Genomic DNA, 20,525 nt, shown 5'->3' on the forward strand with positions numbered 1-20,525 from the left:
CATTTTTCTCCTGGCATTTTTTGCGGTATGTAGGCCGGATAAGCACAGCGCCATCCGGCATGATTGCCTGATGGCGACGCCCCGCGTCTTATCAGGCCTACAAGGGATCGATTAGCGGTATTGCTTAAGTACCGCACGACCCAACGTCAGGATCTGCATTTCGTCAGAACCACCAGAAACACGGTCAACGCGCAGATCACGCCAGAAACGCGTGATGCGGTGGTTGCCCGCGATACCAACACCTCCCAGTACCTGCATGGCGGTGTCTACCACTTCAAACGCGGCGTTGGCGCAGAAGTATTTGCACATTGCCGCGTCGCCGGAGGTAATGGTGCCGTTATCCGCTTTCCACGCGGCTTCCAGCAGCATATTTTTCATGGAGTTCAGTTTGATCGCCATATGCGCAAACTTCTCCTGAATCAGCTGGAAACGGCCAATAGCTTCACCAAACTGCACGCGCTGATTAGCGTAACGCGCAGCGTCTTCAAAAGCGCACATTGCGGTACCGTAGTTGGTCAGCGCGACGAGGAAGCGCTCATGGTCAAACTCTTCTTTCACGCGGTTGAAGCCGTTACCTTCCCGACCGAACATGTCTTTCTCGTCCAGTTCAACGTCGTCAAAGGTGATTTCACAGCAGCTGTCCATGCGCAGACCGAGTTTCTCCAGTTTGTTGACCTTGATACCCGCTTTGCTCATGTCCACAAACCACTCGGTGTAAACCGGTTTATCCGGCGATGCACCGTCTCTCGCCATGACCACGATGTACGGGGTATAGGCGCTACTGGTGATAAAGCACTTACTGCCATTGAGATAAACCTTACCATTTTTGCGTGTATAAGTGGTTTTCAGACTACCAACATCCGATCCCGCTCCTGGTTCGGTGATAGCAGAGTTCCACATCTGCTTACCGGTGCCCCGGAACGCCATGATTTTATCAATTTGCTCCTGAGTCCCTTCACGCAGGAAAGTGTTAAAACCTCCCGGCAATTGGTACAACACGTAAGTTGGCGCGCCAAGACGTCCCAGCTCCATCCAGACGGCGGCGACGGTAACAAAACCCGCTTCCAGACCGCCGTGTTCCTCCGGGATCAGCAGGCTATCAATACCCATATCCGCCAGCGCTTTTACAAAACGCTCAGGGTAGACGCTGTCACGATCGCACTCGGCAAAATAAGCTTCCCAGTTCTCACTGGCCATCAGTTCGCGAATACCGGCGACAAACAGCTCCTGTTCGTCATTTAAGTTGAAATCCATCTTTCAGCCTCTTGATCAATTGGGTTAATAAGAATTACTTGTCTTTCCAGTGCACTTTGGCGTCTTTAATAAAGGACAGCGTCACCATAATGTTGACGAAGAACAGCGGGCATCCTCCGGCGATAATCGCGGTCTGAATCGGCTTCAAACCACCCAGCGCCAGCAGAACGATACCGATGATGCCGACCAGCACCGACCAGCCGATACGCACTAACAGAGGCGGCTCTTCACCATCGCGAACTTCACGACAGGTCGACATCGCCAGGGTGTAAGAGCAGGCGTTAATCAGCGTGACGGTGGCAATAAAGCAGAGGATGAAGAAGCCCCACATGGTGGCGGTGCTGAGCGGCAAGGCGGCCCAGGTTTCGATAATGGCGCGCGCCACGCCGTGTTGCTCAATCAGTTGCGGAATGTTGAGGATGTTTTTATCCATCAGCAGCAGCGTGTTACTGCCCAGCACTGTCCACAGGATCCAGGTAGACGCGGTCAGACCCATCACCATCCCGAAGCACAGTTCACGTACGGTACGACCACGGGAAATACGGGCCAGGAAGATACTCATCTGGATGGCGTAAATAACCCACCACGCCCAGTAGAAAACGGTCCAGCCCTGTGGGAAGCCGCCTTTACCGATGGCGTCGGTATAGAACAGCATCCGTGGCAGGTGCATTAACAGCATCCCGACGGAGTCGGTGAAGTAGTTCATGATGAAGCTGGCGCCGCTGACGATAAACACCCAGCCGAGCATCAGGAAGCTCAGGTAGCTACGCACATCGCTGGCGATTCTGACCCCTTTTTGCAGGCCGCAGGCCACGCAAATCGCGTTCAGAATGATCCAGCAGGTAATGATGATGGCGTCGAGTTGCAGCGTATGCGGAATACCGAACAGCCATTGCATACACTCGGTGACCAGCGGGGTAGCCAGACCGAGGCTGGTGCCCATCGCGAAGATCAGCGCCACCAGGTAGAAGTTATCGACGATGGTACCGAATAGCCCTTTCGCATGCTTTTCACCGACGAGCGGTACCAGCGTGGAGCTGGGGCGGATGACATCCATCTTGCGTACAAAGAAGAAGTAGGCGAAGGCCACGGAAAGGAAGCTATAGGTTGCCCACGGTAGCGGCCCCCAGTGGAACAGGCTGTACGCCAGACCTATCTCTTTCGCGCCCGTGGAATTGGGTTCCAGACCGAACGGCGGGGTGGAGATATAGTAGTAGATCTCAATAGAGCCCCAGAACAGAACTGCAGCTGATGTACAGGAGGCGAACATCATGAAAATCCAGCTGGCGGTACTAAACTCCGGTTTTTCGTCGCCTAATCTCTTTTTAGCATAGGGGCCAAAAACCAGCCAGAACCAGCCGAAGAGCATGACGACCATATACCATTCAAATGCCCAACCCCAGACGTTGGTGACATAACTGAATACCGCATTAATAACGACGTTAGCGGCATCAAGATCTCTGACTGTTAGCCAGCAAAGTATCCCGACAATTATTAATGGCGGAAAAAAAACCTTCGGTTCAATTCCCGATTTTTTCTTTTCATTTTTCATAAGTGAATTCCAGTGTGAAAACGAAATTTATTTAGCGTGCCAGTCCATGAACGTTTGTTTATTTATTATTAATGATTTGTTGATAAGTTTTTAACCTCTGGGACGCCTCAATGAGTAACTCATGATGGGTATTCACTTCGGGTGATTCTGTTATCTTCGTCACACTTTTTTGCGTTGATTATTTTGTGTCTAAATTTTGATTTTTTCTTTATTTATCAATTGATTGTTTGTGGTTTTTTAACTTTTTTAAGTATCTGACGTTCAATATTGTTGAGCCAGCAAACAATATTGAAAATTTTCATATTTGGCATATTTCTTTCAATATTGGTGAGGTGCGTAACACTATTGAAAGTTACGAATATCAATGTGTGACATTTTCAATATTGGTGATTAAGGTTTTATTTCCGAATTAAAGAGCGTGATATCTGTATTTAACACCGCCGATATAAATACGTTTCCTTCATGATTTCTGGAGATGCAATGAAGATAATTACTTGCTACAAATGCGTACCTGATGAGCAGGATATTGCGATTAATAATGCTGACGGAACACTCGATTTCAGCAAAGCGGATAGCAAAATCAGCCAATATGATCTGAATGCAATTGAAGCTGCTTGCCAGTTAAAACAGCAGTTGGGAGACGCTCAGGTTGTCGCCATGAGCGTTGGCGGCAAAGCGCTGACTAATGCAAAAGGGCGCAAAGATGTCCTCTCTCGTGGCCCTGATGAACTGATTGTGGTCATTGACGATCAATTTGAGCAGGCGCTGCCGCAACACACCGCTACCGCGCTGGCCGCCGCGGCGCAAAAATCAGGTTTCGATCTACTTATCTGCGGCGACGGTTCTTCCGATCTTTATGCTCAGCAGGTTGGTTTGCTGGTGGGCGAAGCGCTGAACATTCCGGCGATTAACGGCGTGAGTAAAATCCTCTCTCTTACCGACAGCACATTGACAGTAGAACGCGAACTGGAAGATGAAGTTGAAACGCTGAGCATCCCGCTCCCGGCGGTGATCGCGGTTTCCACCGACATTAACACCCCACAAATCCCTTCGATGAAAGCCATTCTTGGCGCGGCGAAAAAACCGGTTCAGGTCTGGTCGCCTGCGGATATCGGGCTGAACAGCGTACCCGCGTATTCCGCACAACAGGTTGCCGCACCGAAGCAGCGCGAGCGTCAGCGTGTGGTGATTGAAGGTGACGGTGAAGAACAAATCGCCGCGTTTGTCGAGAATCTGCGCAAAATCATTTAATTATCAGGGGATGTTATGAACAAATTTTCCAGTGTCTGGGTATTCAGCGATACCCCTTCTCGTCTGCCCGAACTGATGAGTGGCGCGCAGGCTGTAGGTGAAAAAGTTAACGCGTTCGTACTGAACGAAGCGGACAGCGCGACAGCATGCCATTTGGGCGCGGATCATGTCTGGCTGCTCAGCGGCAAACCAGAAGACCGCATGATCGAAGACTACGCTGCTGCGATGGCTGAGACTATTCGTCAGCATAGCGAGGGCGGCGCGGTGCTGCTGCCGAATACGCGTCGGGGCAAGCTGTTGGCGGCAAAGCTGGGCTATCGCTTGTCGGCTGCGGTTTCCAATGACGCCAGCGACGTCGCCCTGCAGGATGGAAAAGCGGCGGTTAAACATATGGTCTACGGCGGTCTGGCGATAGGGGCAGAAACCATCGCTTCGCCGTTTGCCGTGATCACACTCAGCAGCGGAACGTTTGACGCACAACAACCGGATGCTTCTCGCAGCGGCGAGATGCACACCGTGCAGTGGCAGGCTCCGGCCACTGCCGTGACCCGCACCGCAACCCAGGCGCGTCAGAGCAACAGCGTTGACCTCGACAAAGCGCGTCTGGTGGTCAGCGTGGGACGCGGCATCGGCAGCAAAGAGAATATCTCGCTGGCCGAAGCGCTGTGCCAGACGATTGGCGCCGAGCTGGCCTGTTCCCGCCCGGTGGCGGAAAACGAGAAGTGGATGGAGCACGAGCGCTACGTCGGTATCTCCAACCTGATGCTCAAACCTGAACTGTATCTGGCAGTGGGGATCTCCGGGCAGATCCAACACATGGTCGGCGCCAACGGCGCGCAGACGATTTTCGCCATCAACAAAGATAAAAACGCGCCAATCTTCCAGTATGCGGATTTTGGCATCGTTGGCGATGCGCTGAAGATCCTGCCTGCGCTGACGGCTGCCTTAGCGCGATAAACCATTTCGGGCAGGATGCGAAGGTATCCTGCCGCTGACAGGAGTACGTATGTCCGAAGATATCTTTGATGCCATCATCGTGGGTGCAGGTCTGGCCGGTTCGGTTGCGGCGCTGGTGCTTGCTCGCGAAGGTGCACAGGTGCTGGTTATCGAGCGCGGCAATTCTGCTGGCGCGAAGAATGTCACCGGTGGGCGTTTGTATGCACATAGCCTGGAACGCATCATTCCCGGCTTTGCGGATCAGGCCCCCATTGAACGCATGATCACCCACGAAAAACTCGCCTTTATGACCGACAACGGGGCGATGACTATCGACTACTGCAATGGTGAAGATGCTTCAGCGTCGCAGGTTTCCTATTCCGTCTTACGCAGTAAATTTGACGCCTGGCTGATGGAGCAGGCCGAAGAGGCGGGGGCGCAACTGATCACCGGTATTCGCGTCGATAACGTCGTTCAGCGTGATGGCAAAGTCGTGGGCGTGGAAGCCGATGGCGATATTCTGGAAGCCAAAGTCGTAATCCTCGCTGATGGGGTGAATTCTCTGCTGGCTGAAAAGCTGGGCATGGCCAAGCGTGTTGAGGCATCGCATGTTGCTGTCGGCGTGAAGGAACTGATCGAATTGCCGAAGTCGGTCATTGAAGATCGTTTTCAGCTACAGGGCAACGAAGGTGCCGCCTGTCTGTTTGCCGGAGCGCCGACCGATGGTCTGATGGGCGGTGGCTTCCTGTATACGAATGAAACAACCCTTTCCCTGGGGCTGGTCTGTGGACTTCATCATCTGAAAGACGCGAAAAAATCGGTCCCGCAAATGCTGGAAGATTTCAAACAGCATCCGGCCGTTGCGCCGCTGATCGCCGGTGGCAAGCTGGTGGAATATGCCGCGCACGTTGTACCCGAGGCGGGAATGAATATGCAGCCTGAACTGGTGGGCGATGGCGTACTGATTGCCGGGGATGCTGCCGGCATGTGTATGAACCTCGGCTTTACCATCCGGGGTATGGATCTCGCCATATCCGCAGGCGAAGCGGCGGCGAAGACGGTGCTTTCGGCGATGAAGCGTGACGATTTTAGCAAGCAGTCGTTGGATGAATACCGTCAGCATCTGGACGAAGGTCCGATGCGCGATATGCGCATGTATCAGAAACTTCCAGCTTTTCTTGATAATCCCCGCATGTTTACCGCCTATCCCGAAATGGCGGTCAGTATCGCGCGCGACCTGTTCACCGTGGATGGCTCCGCGCCGGTGCCGATGCGTAAAAAAATCCTGCGCCATGCGAAGAAAGTGGGCTTCATCAACCTGATGAAAGATGGCCTGAAAGGAGTGACCGTATTATGACATCTCCCGTCAATGTGGACGTCAAACTGGGCGTCAATAAGTTCAATGTGGATGAAGATAGCCCGCACATCATTCTCAAAACCGATCCTGATAAACAGGCGCTGGAGGTGCTGGTTAAGGCCTGTCCGGCGGGACTGTATAAAAAGCAGGACGACGGTAGCGTTCGTTTTGATTATGCCGGGTGCCTGGAGTGCGGAACGTGCCGGATCCTTGGCCTTGATACGGCGCTGGAAAAATGGGAATACCCGCGCGGGACGTTTGGCGTGGAGTTCCGCTACGGCTAATAAGTACGAAGTTGTGCCCCCGTTGGCCGGATAAGATGCGGTAGCGTCGCCATCCGGCAATCATGTGGCGCCAATGCCGGATGGCGGCGGAAACGCCTTATCCGGCCTACAGATGCGCTTTGCCCGTGTTGACACAGGACATCACCATGCAGCAGCCCAGGAACTTTGATGACCTTAAATTCTCCTCCATTCATCGCAGAATTATGCTGTGGGGAAGCGGCGGCCCGTTCCTTGATGGCTACGTGCTGGTGATCATTGGCGTGGCGCTGGAACAACTGACGCCGCTATTGCACCTTGATGCTGAATGGATTGGCGCGCTCGGCGCGGCTACGCTTGCCGGACTGTTTATCGGCACCTCGTTGTTTGGCTATATTTGCGATAAAGTCGGGCGGCGTAAAATGTTCCTGCTTGATATTATCGCTATCGGCGTTATCTCCGTGGCGACCATGTTTGTTTCCACACCGCTTGAATTGCTGGTGATGCGCGTTTTAATTGGCATTGTTATCGGCGCGGATTACCCTATCGCCACTTCCATGATTACGGAGTTTTCCAACACCCGCCAGCGCGCGTTCTCCATCGGTTTTATCGCCGCGATGTGGTACGTCGGCGCGACCTGCGCCAACCTGGTGGGTTACTGGCTGTATGACATGGAAGGCGGCTGGCGCTGGATGCTTGGCAGCGCCTTTATCCCGTGCTTAATCATTTTGATTGGCCGCTTTGACCTGCCGGAATCGCCACGCTGGCTATTGCGAAAAGGACGGGTAAAAGAGTGCGAACAAATGATGATCAAACTGTTCGGCGAACCGGTCTGCTTTGACGATGAGCCGCCGCAGGAGACCCGCTTCCTGCAGCTGTTTAACCGCCGTCATTTCCCGTTTGTACTGTTCGTTGCGGCTATCTGGACCTGTCAGGTAATCCCGATGTTCGCTATATATACCTTTGGGCCGCAGATCGTCGGGTTACTCGGCTGGGAGCAGGGGCGCAACGCGGCGCTCGGCAATGTGGTCATTAGCCTCTTTTTTATGCTGGGCTGTATACCGGCGATGTTCTGGCTAAACAGTATTGGCCGTCGCCCTCTGCTTATTGGCAGCTTCGCCATGATGACAATCGCGCTGGCGCTACTGGGGCTGGTGTCAAATCTGGGCATCATACTGGTCGTGGTGGCGTTTGCGGTATACGCCTTCTTTTCCGGCGGACCGGGCATACTGCAATGGCTTTATCCTAATGAACTCTTCCCGACGGATATTCGCGCTTCGGCCGTGGGGGTCATCATGTCATTAAGCCGCATCGGAACCATTGTCTCCACCTGGGCATTACCGATTTTCATTACTCGTTACGGTATTAATAACGTCATGCTGATTGGCGCGTTGATTTCGTTAGTCGGGCTTGGCGTATCGGTGATGTTTGCCCCGGAAACTCGCGGCTTGACGCTAACACAGACCGGAAACATGACTTTGCGCGGAACGCCATCGGATAACCCTCGTTAAGAGTGTTCTGCATTTCTCCCTGCTTTTCGCCAATAACGCTACAGTTAACAGTCACATGCTAAAACAACTGAAAAGCAGGGAGAACACCATGCAAAAACGTCTTATGACCGCACTGTTTACCGCAGCAACACTATTCACCGTCGCAGGATGCTCTTCTAACCAGGCGGTTGAAACCACGGATGGCAAAACTATTGTCACCGACGGGAAACCCGAGGTCGATAACGATACCGGTATGGTGTCTTACAAAAACGCCGCCACCGGGAAAACCGAACAGATTAACCGCGATCAGCTGAAAAATATGAGCGAGCTGGATAATTAATTCAATTTTTTCTGGTTAGCCGCTCAATAATATTCTCTCTTTATGCGCATCCATTTATTCCCATGCGAATAAACGGATGCCTGAACAGGCAGGGACGCCGGAAAACGTCGAAATACGTTAGACCATTCGCCCGTGTTCCCGCTTTCCCCACCGCGCTGTCCGCTTACATGAGGTTACACTCATCGACATTTCTCTGAACAGCGGCTCAACATTTCCCGGAAAAAAACATATCGCAGGGCATTTATCCTTATGATTAGGTATAAATGATGAGGTATAAGGAACAGGAGTCTGTAATGAAACTGAAACTAATACCTTTTTATTTGCTCGCGCTATTTTCTGCCGCCTCCGGGGCTACGGAGATAAACGCCTGCAAAGACCTGATCGGAACATGGAAAACCACGGCAGATAACCCGCCTTATACCATGACAATATTGCCGCCAGTAGAAGGCTGCGGGGAAAAATGTGTGAAACTGAACGTACAGTATGAACTTGACGTGACTCACCGCAACGCGCTTTATTGCCATGAAGGACAAGAGGGGGTAAAAGGGCAGGGACCCATGGTGATAGCATTTGAAGGGGCGTATGGTGGACACGCTATTGGAACCTATAACCGACAGCTGCAATTACTTTGGGCTGGCGTAATACCGAAAAATAAAAAGGGGAAATGGATAACGAAAATGGAGAATTATTGGTTCAGGCAGGTAAAAGCGCACTAAATATTACCTTAAAACAGCCCGCAAAACCGTCTTATTCACGAAGGGCTTACTGCCTGCGCGCGCACATTCCAACGGCTTGCCTGCCCCGGATGAACTGTTGATAAAAAAGAGGGCCAGCATCTGTTTCCAGACGGCCCTGAGTGGATTGTGACGGAACATGGCACCTTGCTGGCGCTCTCTTATTATTTCATGCCTGTGCCCTCGTTATGGCGCAATCAGAGCTTTATTTCGTCGCATCGTTATAAACTTCGGCAACGGCTTCAAAATTCGGACCATGCTCACGTGCAGCGATAATATGATAATATTTTCCGCCTTTCGCATCGGCTAATTCTGACAGTTTTTCGCGTAGATCAGAGGGTGAGGAAATCTGCCCGCCACTCTGGGACACATTTATGGTGCCGACCTTAACCAGTTTGAAGTGGCTGATTTCTTGCTTAGAGACCTGCTCTGCCGCAAGCGTGCTGAATGAAGCAACCGTTGCCAGTAATGCGGCGGCAATAATGCGTTTTTTCATAGTTCTGTTCCTGTTGCATTGATGATAAGGTTTGCGCAATATCAGTAATCCGTAACGAAATTATTTATACCCTTCATACTTCAGGTTGCTTATGGGTTGGCTACGGATTACTCGGCCCACCCATGGGCCTCGCCCTGACGGGCCGTCGCATGCGACGTTCAAATCTGCTCCCGGCAGATTTGTCGCTCACCTCAGTCACATAATTATCTATGCTCCTGGGGACTCACTCCCTTGCCGCCTTTAAGCAACTCGAATTATTTTGGGTATATAACCTCGGTTGATTATCTGAAAATAGACTTATTTGGTGTGACCGTCTTATATCTTGTTATAGTCACCTCTTTATGTTGTTGTCAATGTAAAATAATGCGCTGCCAGTTAAAAAGAAACTTAACCCCCTGTAAATAATAGTTTTTATATTATTTCTTGTAATGACGTAAGTTTTATTGAATCACGCGGTAATACGCTAGTTTTATTCATAAGCAACATAACAGAATTGAGTTATGTTTTAATTTCACAGAGTGATATTACCGGTTGTATGTCTATGGTTGCGCGGCCTGTTACTGATAGTGTTTCTTTCGGGGCGATTTTATTGTAGCGGCATAGGGTAATCACCGTAGCTGAAGGGAAAAGGCACGAACACAGCGCTATAGAGTATGTTTAATAATGTATTTTTTTATGAAGTAATGTCTGCAGTTGTATCTCTAAAATAAAAACAATGAGCTTTTCATCTAAATAATTTTTCAGTGAATTATGCTCATTTATTAATATATTTCTAATTTGAAATACAAATCAATTTATAACACATATTCTTACCCGGAAGGCATTGATATATATCCACGCTTCCTCGTACAGTAATAAATGAATATGTGATAAAGTTACTGACTACAGGTATAATAATATGAGTAATAAAAAAAATCTGTCCGCAGAAGAGACGGATCTTACGCGTAGGAAACTGTTAACCAGCGCCGGTATTCTTGCCGCCGGCGGTATGCTATCCGGCGCGGTAAAGGCTGATGAAAAATGCGCCGTCAAGGCGAAACCGGCGTGGGATAAACCGTTTACCGGCGAAATCCCGGAAAAATTGCCAGAAGGATATAATATTCTGTTAGTCGTGACCGACCAGGAGCGTTTTTTTCCTACGTTTCCTTTCCCGGTACCCGGCAGAGAGCGGCTCATGAAAACGGGGGTGACATTCTGTAATCATCAGAATACCAGTAATGTCTGTACGCCTTCCCGCTCCGTATTGTATACCGGCTTACATATGCCCCAGACAAAAATGTTTGATAATCTGGGCTTACCCTGGATGCCTTATGACCTTGACCCCGCTCTTGGAACCACAGGCCATATGATGCGGGAACTGGGATACTATACGGCCTATAAAGGTAAGTGGCATCTTACAGAAAAACTGGAGAAGCCTTTGCCTGACGAAAAAGATGAGGATATTGATGTCGGGGATATTCCTGAACCAGAATTACATAAAATTATGGAAAAATATGGTTTTGCTGACTATCACGGCATCGGCGATATTATAGGCCATAGTAAAGGCGGCTATTTTTATGATTCAATCACCACGGCTCAGACTATAAATTGGTTAAGATGCAAGGGGCAGCCCTTGAATGACCAACACAAGCCCTGGTTCCTGGCCGTTAACCTCGTTAATCCTCATGACGTCATGTTTATTGATACCGATAAAGAGGGAGAAAAGGTACAGTGGCGTGGCGAGTTGGATCAGGATGATAATACCCTGGCGCCCACGCAGCCGCCGGAAAACGAGCTTTATCAGGCAAGCTGGCCGAACTATCCGCTGCCGGCAAACAGGCATCAGTCATTCAATGAGCAGGGAAGACCGCCGGCGCATCTTGAATACCAGACGGCGCGCGCTGCGCTGGAAGGGCAATTTCCTGATGAAGATCGTCGTTGGCGTAAACTGCTTGACTACTATTTCAACTGTATCCGCGATTGTGATACACACCTTGACCGGATATTAAATGAACTTGATGCCCTCAAGTTAACTGATAAAACGATTGTTGTATTTACTGCCGATCATGGCGAATTAGGCGGAAGCCATCAGATGCACGGTAAAGGCGCTTCCGTTTATAAAGAACAGATCCATGTACCGATGATTATTTCCCACCCGGCGTACCCCGGTAATAAGAAATGTCAGGCGTTGACCTGTCATCTTGATATCGCGCTGACATTAGTTGGGCTGACCGGTTTGCCGGAAGAAAAACAGCACCAGGCGTTAGGCAACCGCAAAGGCGTTAATTTTAGCGGATTGCTAAAAAACCCGGAGGGCGTTGCGGTTAATGCGGTGAGAAATGCCAGCTTATATTGCTATGGCATGATCTTGTATACCGATGCCCATTATCTCCACCGCGTTATCGCGCTACAAAGAGATAAACAAAAAACGGTGGCGCAAATCAAGCAGGAAATATCCCATCTGCATCCTGATTTTAGCCATCGTTCAGGGACGCGGATGATTAACGATGGTCGTTATAAGTTTGCACGCTATTTCTCACTAAGGGAGCATAATACGCCGGAAACCTGGGAGGATCTTATTAAGTACAACGATCTTGAACTTTACGATCTTAAAAATGATCCCGATGAGAACCATAACCTTGCTGCTGATAAACAGAAATATCAGGATCTCATTCTTACGATGAATGAGAAACTGAATAAAATTATCAAGGACGAAATTGGCGTGGATGACGGCAGTTTTATGCCGGATGCGGCCCGTGAGCCGTGGGATCTTACTATTGAGCAGTTTAACCGCATGGCGAAAGATTAAGAGCCTGGCCCATTAGGCTATTTTATTCGCCATTTGGGGGCCGGGCAGTGCTCAAAATCCTCACGTACTACGTGTACGCTCCGGTTTCTGCGCGCTGGTCGGCCCCAAACTGGCTTCAACAATTACGCCTGGTGGGCCAGGCTCTAAGTACCTGACCCATTAGGTTAATTTATGCGTCGGCGATCTGGCATCCAGCGTGTCTGGAGGTTCAGATGCTGTTGGCGCTGCGCTTATTGGGCCTGTGTCATCATGTAATGGATTGATATTACAGTCATTACAGGCAAATTTAGCGCAGCGCCGCCCGACAAGAAGGCCTTAAACCGATTTGTCAGCAATTTAAGGCTGCCATCATCACCAACCTTTCCACACCGGATCGCGCTTTTCCGCAAACGCCTGCGGCCCTTCGAGAGCGTCTTCCGGGGGCAGGATGGTGTCAACTCCTGGCTGGCGTTAATTCAATTTTTTCTGGTTAGCCGCTCAATAATATTCACTATTAGCCTGGCGAATTTGTCACTACACTTTGTAATAAAAAAACAGATCATCACAGGCTAATCATGATCCTCATTATTTATGCGCATCCGTATCCGCATCATTCTCATGCGAATAAGCGGATGCTTGAACAGGCAGGGACGCTGGAAAACGTCGAAATACGTTCGCTTTATCACCTCTATCCCGATTTCAATATTGACGTTGCCGCCGAGCAGGAGGCGCTGTCGCGCGCGAGTCTTATCGTCTGGCAGCATCCGATGCAGTGGTACAGCGTCCCTCCTTTACTCAAATTATGGATGGATAAAGTCCTCACCCACGGCTGGGCTTACGGTCATGGCGGTACGGCATTGCATGGTAAACATCTGCTGTGGGCGGTAACGACCGGCGGTGGTGAAAACCACTTTGCTATCGGCTCCCATCCCGGATTTGACGTCCTTTCTCAGCCGCTACAGGCGACGGCGCTCTATTGCGGCCTCAAATGGCTGCCGCCGTTTGCCATGCACTGCACGTTCATTTGCGATGACGACACCTTACAGGCGCAGGCGCGTCAGTATAAACAGCGTTTACTGGCATGGCAGGAGGTGAATCATGGATAGCCATACTCTACTGCAGGCGCTGATCTATCTTGGTTCGGCGGCGCTGATTGTGCCGATTGCGGTACGTTTGGGCTTAGGATCGGTGCTGGGGTATCTGATTGCGGGTTGCATTATCGGCCCCTGGGGGCTACGGCTGGTAACGGACGCCGAATCTATTCTGCATTTTGCGGAAATCGGCGTTGTGCTGATGTTGTTTGTTATTGGGCTTGAGCTGGACCCACAACGGTTATGGAAGCTGCGCGCCTCGGTATTTGGCGGCGGCGCGTTACAAATGGTGGTCTGCGGCGGACTGATTGGTCTGTTCTGCATGTTTCTTGGCCTGCGTTGGCAGGTGGCGGAACTGATTGGCATGACGCTGGCGCTTTCGTCCACGGCTATCGCCATGCAGGCAATGAATGAGCGTAACCTGACCGTTTCACAAGTAGGGCGTAGCGCATTTGCAGTGCTCTTGTTCCAGGATATCGCGGCGATCCCGCTGGTGGCGATGATTCCGCTGCTGGCCGCCAGCGGCGCATCCACCACGCTTGGCGCGTTTGCGCTATCGGCGTTGAAAGTCGCAGGCGCGTTGGCGCTGGTGGTGCTGCTGGGACGCTACGTCACGCGCCCGGCGCTGCGCTTTGTCGCGCGTTCTGGTTTGCGGGAAGTGTTCAGCGCCGTGGCGCTATTTCTGGTGTTTGGTTTCGGCCTGTTGCTGGAAGAGGTTGGGCTGTCAATGGCGATGGGCGCGTTCCTGGCGGGCGTTCTGCTGGCGAGTTCGGAATATCGTCATGCGCTGGAAAGCGATATTGAACCCTTTAAGGGGTTGCTGCTGGGGCTGTTCTTTATTGGCGTCGGCATGTCGATTGATTTCGGCACGCTGGTGGAGAATCCGCTGCGCATTCTGCTGTTGCTGGCCGGTTTTCTGGCAATCAAAATCGTCATGCTGTGGCTGGTCGCGAGGCCCCTGGGCGTACCGGCAAAACAGCGTCGCTGGTTTGCCGTCTTATTAGGCCAGGGAAGTGAGTTTGCGTTTGTGGTTTTTGGCGCGGCGCAAATAGCGGGTGTACTTGAGCCGGAATGGGCAAAAGCGCTGACGCTGGCGGTCGCGCTGTCGATGGCGGCAACGCCGATTTTTCTGATGCTGCTGACGCGCATGGAAAAGACCGAGAAGGGGGAAGCGCGCGAGGCGGATGAAATCGACGAAGAGCAGCCGCGGGTTATTGTGGCCGGGTTTGGACGGTTTGGGCAGATAGCCGGGCGTCTGCTGCTGTCGAGCGGGGTGAAGATGGTGGTGCTCGATCACGACCCCGATCATATCGAAACGCTGCGTAAATTCGGCATGAAGGTTTTTTATGGCGACGCGACGCGTATGGATTTACTGGAATCTGCCGGAGCGGCGAAGGCGGAGGTATTGATTAATGCCATTGACGATCCGCAAACCAATTTGCAACTGAGTGAGTTGGTGAAGACGCATTTCCCGCATCTGCAGATTATCGCCCGCGCCCGTGATGTCGATCATTACATTCGCCTGCGCCAGGCTGGTGTGGCGATGCCCGAACGTGAAACCTTCGAAGGCGCGCTCAAAAGCGGGAGACAGGCGCTGGAAGCGCTGGGGCTGGGGCGTTATGAAGCCCGCGAGCGCGCGGATCTGTTCCGCCATTTTAATACCCGGATGGTGGAAGAGATGGCGAAAGGGGAAAACGATCCGTTATCTCGCGCCGCCGCCTATAAACGTACCAGCGCGATGTTGAGCGAAATTATTACCGAGGACCGGGTGCATCTGTCGTTGATTCAGCGCCACGGCTGGCAGGGAACGGCTGAGGGCAAACATTCCGGGGAGGTCTCCGATGAACCCGAGGTCAAACCGTCAATCTAAAGTAAAAAATGTGATGTTCTGCAAACTTTACTGCTAATTGGCTGTTTTTGAACTACTGTAATGCTGGGGCTCCACATCAAATGAGTGGCGTCGCCAGCAGAACGAAAAATTTTCGTGCTCATCCTCTTTTCGTCAGTCGACGAAAGATTGCGCTTTACGTATAGTGGCGGCAATTTTTTTTGTATCAGGAAATAATTAATGATCAGTCTGATTGCGGCGTTAGCGGTGGATCGCGTCATCGGTATGGAAAACGCCATGCCGTGGAACCTGCCTGCCGATCTCGCCTGGTTTAAACGTAACACGTTAAATAAACCTGTCGTCATGGGACGTCACACCTGGGAGTCCATCGGACGCCCCTTACCGGGACGTAAAAATATTGTTATCAGCAGCCAGCCGGGCACCGACGATCGCGTGCAGTGGGTGAAGTCTGTCGATGAGGCGATTGCCGCTTGCGGCGATGCGCCGGAAATTATGGTCATTGGCGGCGGGCGCGTGTACGAGCAGTTCCTGCCAAAGGCGCAGAAGCTTTATCTGACGCATATTGATGCGGAAGTCGAAGGCGATACCCATTTTCCGGATTATGAACCGGATGACTGGGAATCGGTATTCAGTGAGTTTCACGATGCCGACGCGCAGAATTCTCACAGCTATTGTTTCGAGATTCTGGAACGTCGTTAATACTGTAGTGCCGGATGGCGGCGAAACGCCTTATCCGGCCTACTCTTGAGCCAGATGTAGCCGGATGTAGGCCTGATAAGCGTAGCGCCATCAGGCATAAACCTATCAGGCGTTGACCGCTTCGCCTTCGCCCATATCCATCTGGCGGTTTGACGGCTGCACAAAATACTGTTTATCTTCCCAGCGTAAACAGGTCAACTCCCCGCCCCAGCAGCAGCCGGTATCCAGCGCGTAAATACCTTCTGGCGTCCCTTTCCCTTCCAGCGACGCCCAGTGCCCGAAAGCAATACTGTAAGCCTCGCTCACCGGCCCCGGAATGGCGAACCACGGCTTCAGCGGCGCCGGGGCATTTTCCGGCGACGCTTTACTGTACATATCCAGTTGACCGTTAGGAAAGCAGTAACGCATACGGGTAAAAGCATTAGTAATAAAGCGTAGCCGCGCCAGACCGCTTAACTCCGGCGACCAGTTATTCGGCATATCGCCATACATCGCGTCGAGGAAAAACGGGTACGAGTCGCTCGACAGCACCGCTTCAACATCGCGGGCGCACTCTTTTGCCGTCTGCAAATCCCACTGCGGAGTAATACCCGCATGCGCCATGACCAGCTTTTTCTCTTCATCTACCTGCAACAGCGGCTGACGGCGTAACCAATTCAACAGCTCATCGGCGTCCGGCGCTTCAAGAAGCGGGGTCAGCCGGTCTTTAGGTTTGTTGCGACTAATCCCGGCGAATACGGCCAACAGGTGTAAATCGTGATTCCCCAGCACCAAACGCACGCTATTGCCAAGTGATTTGACGTAGCGTAACACGTCCAGCGAACCGGGACCGCGGGCGACCAAATCGCCTGTCAGCCATAGAGTGTCTGTATCTGGCGTAAATTCCACTTGCTGTAATAAGGCGATCAGTTCGTCGTAGCAACCGTGAACGTCGCCGATGAGATAAGTTGCCATTGTTATAATTTTAGTGAATGAGTGTAGGGACGGCGAGTCGAAACACGGGAATGTCGATGGTAAAGGCGTCGCCATTTTCATCGATCATTTCGTAATGACCCTGCATGGTGCCCAGCGGCGTTTCAATTACCGCACCGCTGGTGTACTGATACTCTTCGCCAGGCGCAATGCGCGGCTGGACGCCAACCACACCTTCGCCCTGGACTTCAGTTTCACGGCCATGACCATTGGTAATCAGCCAGTAGCGGCCCAATAGCTGCACTGGCGCCCGGCCCAGATTGCGGATGGTTACGGTATAGGCAAAAACGTAACGTTCATCGTCAGGTGAGGATTGCGCCTCAATGTAGACGCTTTGCACCTGAATACACACTCTGGGCGAATTGATCATGTTTAACTCTCCTTCAAAGGCGCGTTTTCCGACAGATAGTTGGCCATCTGGCAGTACTGCGCGACAGAGATATTTTCCGCGCGCATTGCCGGGTCAATACCCATTTCCGTCAACGTCTCAACGCTAAAAAGATTGCCGAGACTGTTACGGATCGTTTTACGGCGCTGGTTAAAGGCCTCGGTGGTAATACGGCTCAACACGCGAATATCTTTAACCGGGTAAGGCATTGTTGCGTGTGGAACCAGACGCACCACGGCGGAGTCCACTTTGGGCGGCGGCGTGAAGGCGGATGGCGGCACTTCAAGCACCGGGATCACCTGACAGTAATATTGCGCCATCACGCTTAAACGACCATACGCTTTGCTGTTCGGCCCTGCAACCAGACGATTTACCACTTCTTTTTGCAGCATAAAGTGCATGTCGGCAATGGCATCAGTATAGCTAAAGAGATGGAACATCAGCGGGGTGGAGATATTATAGGGCAGATTGCCGAACACACGCAGCGGTTGGCCCAACTGCGCAGACAGTTCGCCAAAGTTCATGGTCATGGCGTCCTGCTGATAAATAGTCAGCTTCGGCCCTAAAAACGGATGGGTTTGCAAACGCGCCGCCAGATCGCGGTCAAGTTCAATGACCGTGAGCTTATCCAGTCGTTCGCCGACCGGCTCCGTCAGCGCCGCCAGGCCGGGGCCGATTTCAACCATCGCCTGGCCTTTTTGCGGATTAATAGCAGAAACAATACTGTCGATCACAAACCGATCGTTGAGAAAGTTTTGCCCGAAGCGTTTACGGGCTAAATGGCCCTGATGGACTCGATTATTCATTGGGTATTAACAATCATTTTGATGGCGAGATTAAGCGCCGTAATAAAACTGCCGACATCCGCTTTTCCACGGCCTGCCAGTTCAAGCGCGGTGCCGTGGTCAACGGAGGTTCGAATAAAAGGTAGGCCGAGCGTAATATTCACTCCCCGACCGAATCCCTGGTATTTTAGCACGGGCAGGCCCTGATCGTGGTACATTGCCAGCACCGCGTCGGCATTATCGAGATATTTGGGCTGAAACAGCGTATCAGCAGGTAGCGGCCCGTTGAGTTTCATTCCCTGCGCCCGCAGCTCGTCGAGCACTGGAATGATGGTGTCTATCTCTTCCGTGCCCATATGACCGCCTTCGCCCGCGTGCGGATTCAGGCCACAGACAAGAATGCGCGGTTCGGCAATACCAAATTTGGTCCGCAAATCGTGATGCAAAATAGCAATCACTTCGTGCAAAAGCGCAGGTGTGATGGCGTCTGCAATCGCCCGTAGCGGCAGATGCGTGGTCGCCAGCGCCACGCGAAGTTCTTCGGTTGCCAGCATCATCACGACTTTTTTCGCCTGCGAACGCTCTTCGAAAAACTCGGTATGACCGGTAAACGGAATGCCTGCGTCGTTAATAACGCCTTTGTGCACGGGGCCTGTGATCAGCGCGGCAAATTCACCGTTCAGACAGCCATCACACGCTCGCGCCAGCGTCTCTACCACGTAGGGGCCATTTTCTACCGTCAACTGACCGGGGATGGCAGGCGCGCGCAGCGAGACCGGCAATAGGGTCAGCGTTCCCGCGGGCTGCGGCGCAGCGGGGACATCAGGCGAGTAAGGGAGAAGCGAGAGGGGCAGGCCGAGCATGGCGGCCCGCTCCGTCAGGAGCGCGCCGTCCGCACAGACGACCAGTTCAATCGGCCACGCGCGTTGCGCCAGTTGGACGACAAGATCGGGGCCAATCCCGGCGGGTTCGCCGGGAGTGATAACAACGCGTTGCGCACTGCTCATTAGTTACTCAAAATCTTAACGTAAGCGCTGGCGCGCTGTTCTTGCATCCAGGTCGCCGCTTCTTCTGAGAATTTACGGTTCATCAGCATACGATAAGCGCGATCTTTCTGCGCCGCATCGGTTTTGTCTACCTTACGCGTATCCAGCAATTCGATCAGATGCCAGCCGAAAGAGGAGTGTACCGGCGCGCTTATTTGGCCTTTATGCAGCTTCGTCAGCGCGTCGCGGAACGCCGGATCGAAAATATCTGGCGTAGCCCAACCCAAATCACCGCCCTGGTTAGCGGAGCCCGGGTCCTGAGAGTACTCTTTCGCCGCAGCGGCAAAGGTGGTTTTACCACTCTTAATGTCAGCCGCGATTTCTTCCAGCTTCAGGCGCGCCTGCTGATCGTTCATGATCGGCGACGGCTTAAGCAGAATGTGACGAGCGTGAACTTCGGTCACGGAGATACTCTGGCTCTGACCGCGCAGGTCGTTTACTTTCAGAATGTGGAAACCGACGCCGGAGCGAATCGGGCCGACAATGTCGCCTTTCTTTGCGGTGCTCAGCGCCTGGGCGAAAATCCCCGGCAGCTCCTGGATACGGCCCCAGCCCATCTGACCGCCTTTTAGCGCCTGCTGGTCGGCAGAGTAGGTAATCGCCAGTTTGCCGAAATCTGCGCCGTTACGCGCTTCTTCAACAATGCTTTCCGCCTGGCGCTGCGCGTCGTTAACCTGCTCGGAGGTTGGGTTTTCCGGCAGAGCAATCAGGATATGGCTCAGGTTCAGCTCGGTGCTGGCGTCGTTTTGGGTGCCAATCTGTTTTGCCAGCGCGTCAACTTCTTGCGGCAAAACGGTGATACGGCGACGAACCTCGTTGTTGCGGACTTCAGAGATAATCATCTCTTTACGAATCTGGTTACGGTAGGTTGAATAGTTCAGCCCATCGTAAGCCAGACGGCTGCGCATCTGATCCATCGTCATATTGTTTTGTTTGGCGATGTTGGCGATGGCCTGATCCAACTGCTCATCCGTGATCTTCACCCCCATCTTCTGACCCATCTGCAGGATAATTTGATCCATAATCAAACGTTCCAGGATCTGGTGACGCAGCGTGGCGTCGTCCGGAAGCTGCTGACCTGCCTGACCCGCGTTGAGTTTGACTGATTGCATTAAGCCATCAACGTCGCTTTCCAGCACGACGCCATTATTGACGACGGCTGCGACTTTATCGACTACCTGGGGGGCAGCGAAACTGGTATTCGCGATCATGGCGATACCGAGAAGCAGCGTTTTCCAGTTCTTCATACTTTTTCCAT

Annotated in this window: 19 protein-coding genes and 1 pseudogene; 11 read left to right on the plus strand and 9 right to left on the minus strand. The window is 52.1% G+C overall.

Annotated elements, in window-relative coordinates:
- Positions 1 to 111 precede the first annotated feature (111 nt).
- Positions 112 to 1,254: a crotonobetainyl-CoA dehydrogenase gene (caiA, locus tag ACLJQD_RS14485; protein ID WP_000347134.1), complete on the minus strand. Its 1,143-nt coding sequence runs from the start codon at positions 1,252 to 1,254 to the stop codon at positions 112 to 114.
- 34 nt (positions 1,255 to 1,288) lie between these two features.
- Positions 1,289 to 2,806: an L-carnitine/gamma-butyrobetaine antiporter gene (gene caiT, locus ACLJQD_RS14490; RefSeq protein ID WP_000787073.1), complete on the minus strand. Its 1,518-nt coding sequence runs from the start codon at positions 2,804 to 2,806 to the stop codon at positions 1,289 to 1,291.
- A 480-nt stretch (positions 2,807 to 3,286) separates the two neighbouring features.
- On the opposite strand from caiT, the gene ACLJQD_RS14495 reads away from it, so the two are divergent.
- From ACLJQD_RS14495 to ACLJQD_RS14525, 7 genes are all read left to right on the plus strand, one after another.
- Complete coding sequence (locus ACLJQD_RS14495; protein ID WP_000692185.1) at positions 3,287 to 4,057, plus strand: electron transfer flavoprotein FixA; 771 nt, start codon at positions 3,287 to 3,289, stop codon at positions 4,055 to 4,057.
- A gap of 15 nt (positions 4,058 to 4,072) precedes the next feature.
- Positions 4,073 to 5,014, plus strand: coding sequence for an electron transfer flavoprotein subunit alpha/FixB family protein (locus ACLJQD_RS14500; protein WP_001032188.1), 942 nt, complete (start codon positions 4,073 to 4,075; stop codon positions 5,012 to 5,014).
- A 49-nt stretch (positions 5,015 to 5,063) separates the two neighbouring features.
- A complete protein-coding gene (locus ACLJQD_RS14505; RefSeq protein ID WP_001287771.1) occupies positions 5,064 to 6,350 on the plus strand; it encodes an FAD-dependent oxidoreductase in 1,287 nt (428 codons plus the stop codon).
- Positions 6,347 to 6,634: a ferredoxin-like protein FixX gene (fixX, locus tag ACLJQD_RS14510; RefSeq protein ID WP_000203737.1), complete on the plus strand. Its 288-nt coding sequence runs from the start codon at positions 6,347 to 6,349 to the stop codon at positions 6,632 to 6,634. Before ACLJQD_RS14505 ends, fixX begins: the two co-directional genes overlap by 4 nt.
- Positions 6,635 to 6,780: 146 nt before the next feature.
- On the plus strand, positions 6,781 to 8,121 hold the full coding sequence (locus tag ACLJQD_RS14515; protein WP_001187057.1) for an MFS transporter: 1,341 nt from the start codon (positions 6,781 to 6,783) through the stop codon (positions 8,119 to 8,121).
- 88 nt (positions 8,122 to 8,209) lie between these two features.
- Complete coding sequence (locus ACLJQD_RS14520) at positions 8,210 to 8,440, plus strand: YgdI/YgdR family lipoprotein (RefSeq protein ID WP_001172089.1); 231 nt, start codon at positions 8,210 to 8,212, stop codon at positions 8,438 to 8,440.
- Positions 8,441 to 8,739: 299 nt separating this feature from the next.
- Positions 8,740 to 9,156, plus strand: a complete 417-nt coding sequence (locus tag ACLJQD_RS14525) for a hypothetical protein (RefSeq protein WP_000767274.1) — start codon at positions 8,740 to 8,742, stop codon at positions 9,154 to 9,156.
- A 223-nt stretch (positions 9,157 to 9,379) separates the two neighbouring features.
- Here ACLJQD_RS14525 and srfN read toward each other — a convergent pair whose 3' ends face one another.
- Positions 9,380 to 9,670, minus strand: a complete 291-nt coding sequence (gene srfN, locus ACLJQD_RS14530; protein ID WP_000745961.1) for a DUF1471 family virulence protein SrfN — start codon at positions 9,668 to 9,670, stop codon at positions 9,380 to 9,382.
- Between the two features lie 898 nt (positions 9,671 to 10,568).
- On the opposite strand from srfN, the gene ACLJQD_RS14535 reads away from it, so the two are divergent.
- Positions 10,569 to 12,458, plus strand: coding sequence for a sulfatase-like hydrolase/transferase (locus ACLJQD_RS14535; RefSeq protein WP_017441571.1), 1,890 nt, complete (start codon positions 10,569 to 10,571; stop codon positions 12,456 to 12,458).
- 351 nt (positions 12,459 to 12,809) lie between these two features.
- On the opposite strand, the pseudogene ACLJQD_RS14540 reads toward ACLJQD_RS14535, so the two are convergent.
- Positions 12,810 to 12,890, minus strand: a pseudogene (locus ACLJQD_RS14540) (hypothetical protein); the annotation flags it as partial.
- 122 nt (positions 12,891 to 13,012) lie between these two features.
- On the opposite strand from ACLJQD_RS14540, the gene kefF reads away from it, so the two are divergent.
- The 3 genes from kefF to folA all read left to right on the plus strand — a co-directional run bounded on the left by kefF (position 13,013) and on the right by folA (position 16,076).
- On the plus strand, positions 13,013 to 13,543 hold the full coding sequence (gene kefF, locus ACLJQD_RS14545) for a glutathione-regulated potassium-efflux system oxidoreductase KefF (RefSeq protein WP_000600706.1): 531 nt from the start codon (positions 13,013 to 13,015) through the stop codon (positions 13,541 to 13,543).
- On the plus strand, positions 13,536 to 15,398 hold the full coding sequence (kefC, locus tag ACLJQD_RS14550; RefSeq protein WP_017441570.1) for a glutathione-regulated potassium-efflux system protein KefC: 1,863 nt from the start codon (positions 13,536 to 13,538) through the stop codon (positions 15,396 to 15,398). The genes kefF and kefC overlap by 8 nt, the downstream gene beginning before the upstream one ends.
- Before the next feature lie 198 nt (positions 15,399 to 15,596).
- Positions 15,597 to 16,076, plus strand: a complete 480-nt coding sequence (folA, locus tag ACLJQD_RS14555) for a type 3 dihydrofolate reductase (protein WP_000624379.1) — start codon at positions 15,597 to 15,599, stop codon at positions 16,074 to 16,076.
- A gap of 105 nt (positions 16,077 to 16,181) precedes the next feature.
- On the opposite strand, the gene apaH is transcribed toward folA, so the two are convergent.
- From apaH to surA, 5 genes are read right to left on the minus strand one after another with little or no spacing between them, the layout of a single operon-like run.
- Positions 16,182 to 17,030 carry a bis(5'-nucleosyl)-tetraphosphatase (symmetrical) ApaH gene (apaH, locus tag ACLJQD_RS14560; protein ID WP_000257211.1) on the minus strand — a complete coding sequence of 283 codons (849 nt, stop codon included), beginning with the start codon at positions 17,028 to 17,030 and terminating at the stop codon, positions 16,182 to 16,184.
- A 10-nt stretch (positions 17,031 to 17,040) separates the two neighbouring features.
- A complete protein-coding gene (gene apaG, locus ACLJQD_RS14565; protein WP_000610894.1) occupies positions 17,041 to 17,418 on the minus strand; it encodes a Co2+/Mg2+ efflux protein ApaG in 378 nt (125 codons plus the stop codon).
- Between the two features lie 2 nt (positions 17,419 to 17,420).
- Positions 17,421 to 18,242, minus strand: coding sequence for a 16S rRNA (adenine(1518)-N(6)/adenine(1519)-N(6))-dimethyltransferase RsmA (gene rsmA, locus ACLJQD_RS14570; RefSeq protein WP_001065397.1), 822 nt, complete (start codon positions 18,240 to 18,242; stop codon positions 17,421 to 17,423).
- A complete protein-coding gene (gene pdxA, locus ACLJQD_RS14575; protein ID WP_000093001.1) occupies positions 18,239 to 19,228 on the minus strand; it encodes a 4-hydroxythreonine-4-phosphate dehydrogenase PdxA in 990 nt (329 codons plus the stop codon). The genes rsmA and pdxA overlap by 4 nt, the downstream gene beginning before the upstream one ends.
- On the minus strand, positions 19,228 to 20,514 hold the full coding sequence (surA, locus tag ACLJQD_RS14580; protein ID WP_000800482.1) for a peptidylprolyl isomerase SurA: 1,287 nt from the start codon (positions 20,512 to 20,514) through the stop codon (positions 19,228 to 19,230). The genes pdxA and surA overlap by 1 nt, the downstream gene beginning before the upstream one ends.
- Positions 20,515 to 20,525: the final 11 nt, after the last annotated feature.

The organism is Salmonella sp. SAL04214, from assembly GCF_046550615.1.
Classification (GTDB): Bacteria; Pseudomonadota; Gammaproteobacteria; order Enterobacterales; family Enterobacteriaceae; genus Salmonella; species Salmonella enterica.

Bases quoted from the DNA above. Each gene is read 5' to 3' on its own strand.
- caiA (WP_000347134.1), bottom strand. From the start codon at position 1,254: ATGGATTTCAACTTAAATGACGAACAGGAGCTGTTTGTCGCCGGTATT.
- caiT (WP_000787073.1), bottom strand. From the start codon at position 2,806: ATGAAAAATGAAAAGAAAAAATCGGGAATTGAACCGAAGGTTTTTTTT.
- ACLJQD_RS14495 (WP_000692185.1), top strand. From the start codon at position 3,287: ATGAAGATAATTACTTGCTACAAATGCGTACCTGATGAGCAGGATATT.
- ACLJQD_RS14500 (WP_001032188.1), top strand. From the start codon at position 4,073: ATGAACAAATTTTCCAGTGTCTGGGTATTCAGCGATACCCCTTCTCGT.
- ACLJQD_RS14505 (WP_001287771.1), top strand. From the start codon at position 5,064: ATGTCCGAAGATATCTTTGATGCCATCATCGTGGGTGCAGGTCTGGCC.
- fixX (WP_000203737.1), top strand. From the start codon at position 6,347: ATGACATCTCCCGTCAATGTGGACGTCAAACTGGGCGTCAATAAGTTC.
- ACLJQD_RS14515 (WP_001187057.1), top strand. From the start codon at position 6,781: ATGCAGCAGCCCAGGAACTTTGATGACCTTAAATTCTCCTCCATTCAT.
- ACLJQD_RS14520 (WP_001172089.1), top strand. From the start codon at position 8,210: ATGCAAAAACGTCTTATGACCGCACTGTTTACCGCAGCAACACTATTC.
- srfN (WP_000745961.1), bottom strand. From the start codon at position 9,670: ATGAAAAAACGCATTATTGCCGCCGCATTACTGGCAACGGTTGCTTCA.
- ACLJQD_RS14535 (WP_017441571.1), top strand. From the start codon at position 10,569: ATGAGTAATAAAAAAAATCTGTCCGCAGAAGAGACGGATCTTACGCGT.
- kefF (WP_000600706.1), top strand. From the start codon at position 13,013: ATGATCCTCATTATTTATGCGCATCCGTATCCGCATCATTCTCATGCG.
- kefC (WP_017441570.1), top strand. From the start codon at position 13,536: ATGGATAGCCATACTCTACTGCAGGCGCTGATCTATCTTGGTTCGGCG.
- folA (WP_000624379.1), top strand. From the start codon at position 15,597: ATGATCAGTCTGATTGCGGCGTTAGCGGTGGATCGCGTCATCGGTATG.
- apaH (WP_000257211.1), bottom strand. From the start codon at position 17,030: ATGGCAACTTATCTCATCGGCGACGTTCACGGTTGCTACGACGAACTG.
- apaG (WP_000610894.1), bottom strand. From the start codon at position 17,418: ATGATCAATTCGCCCAGAGTGTGTATTCAGGTGCAAAGCGTCTACATT.
- rsmA (WP_001065397.1), bottom strand. From the start codon at position 18,242: ATGAATAATCGAGTCCATCAGGGCCATTTAGCCCGTAAACGCTTCGGG.
- pdxA (WP_000093001.1), bottom strand. From the start codon at position 19,228: ATGAGCAGTGCGCAACGCGTTGTTATCACTCCCGGCGAACCCGCCGGG.
- surA (WP_000800482.1), bottom strand. From the start codon at position 20,514: ATGAAGAACTGGAAAACGCTGCTTCTCGGTATCGCCATGATCGCGAAT.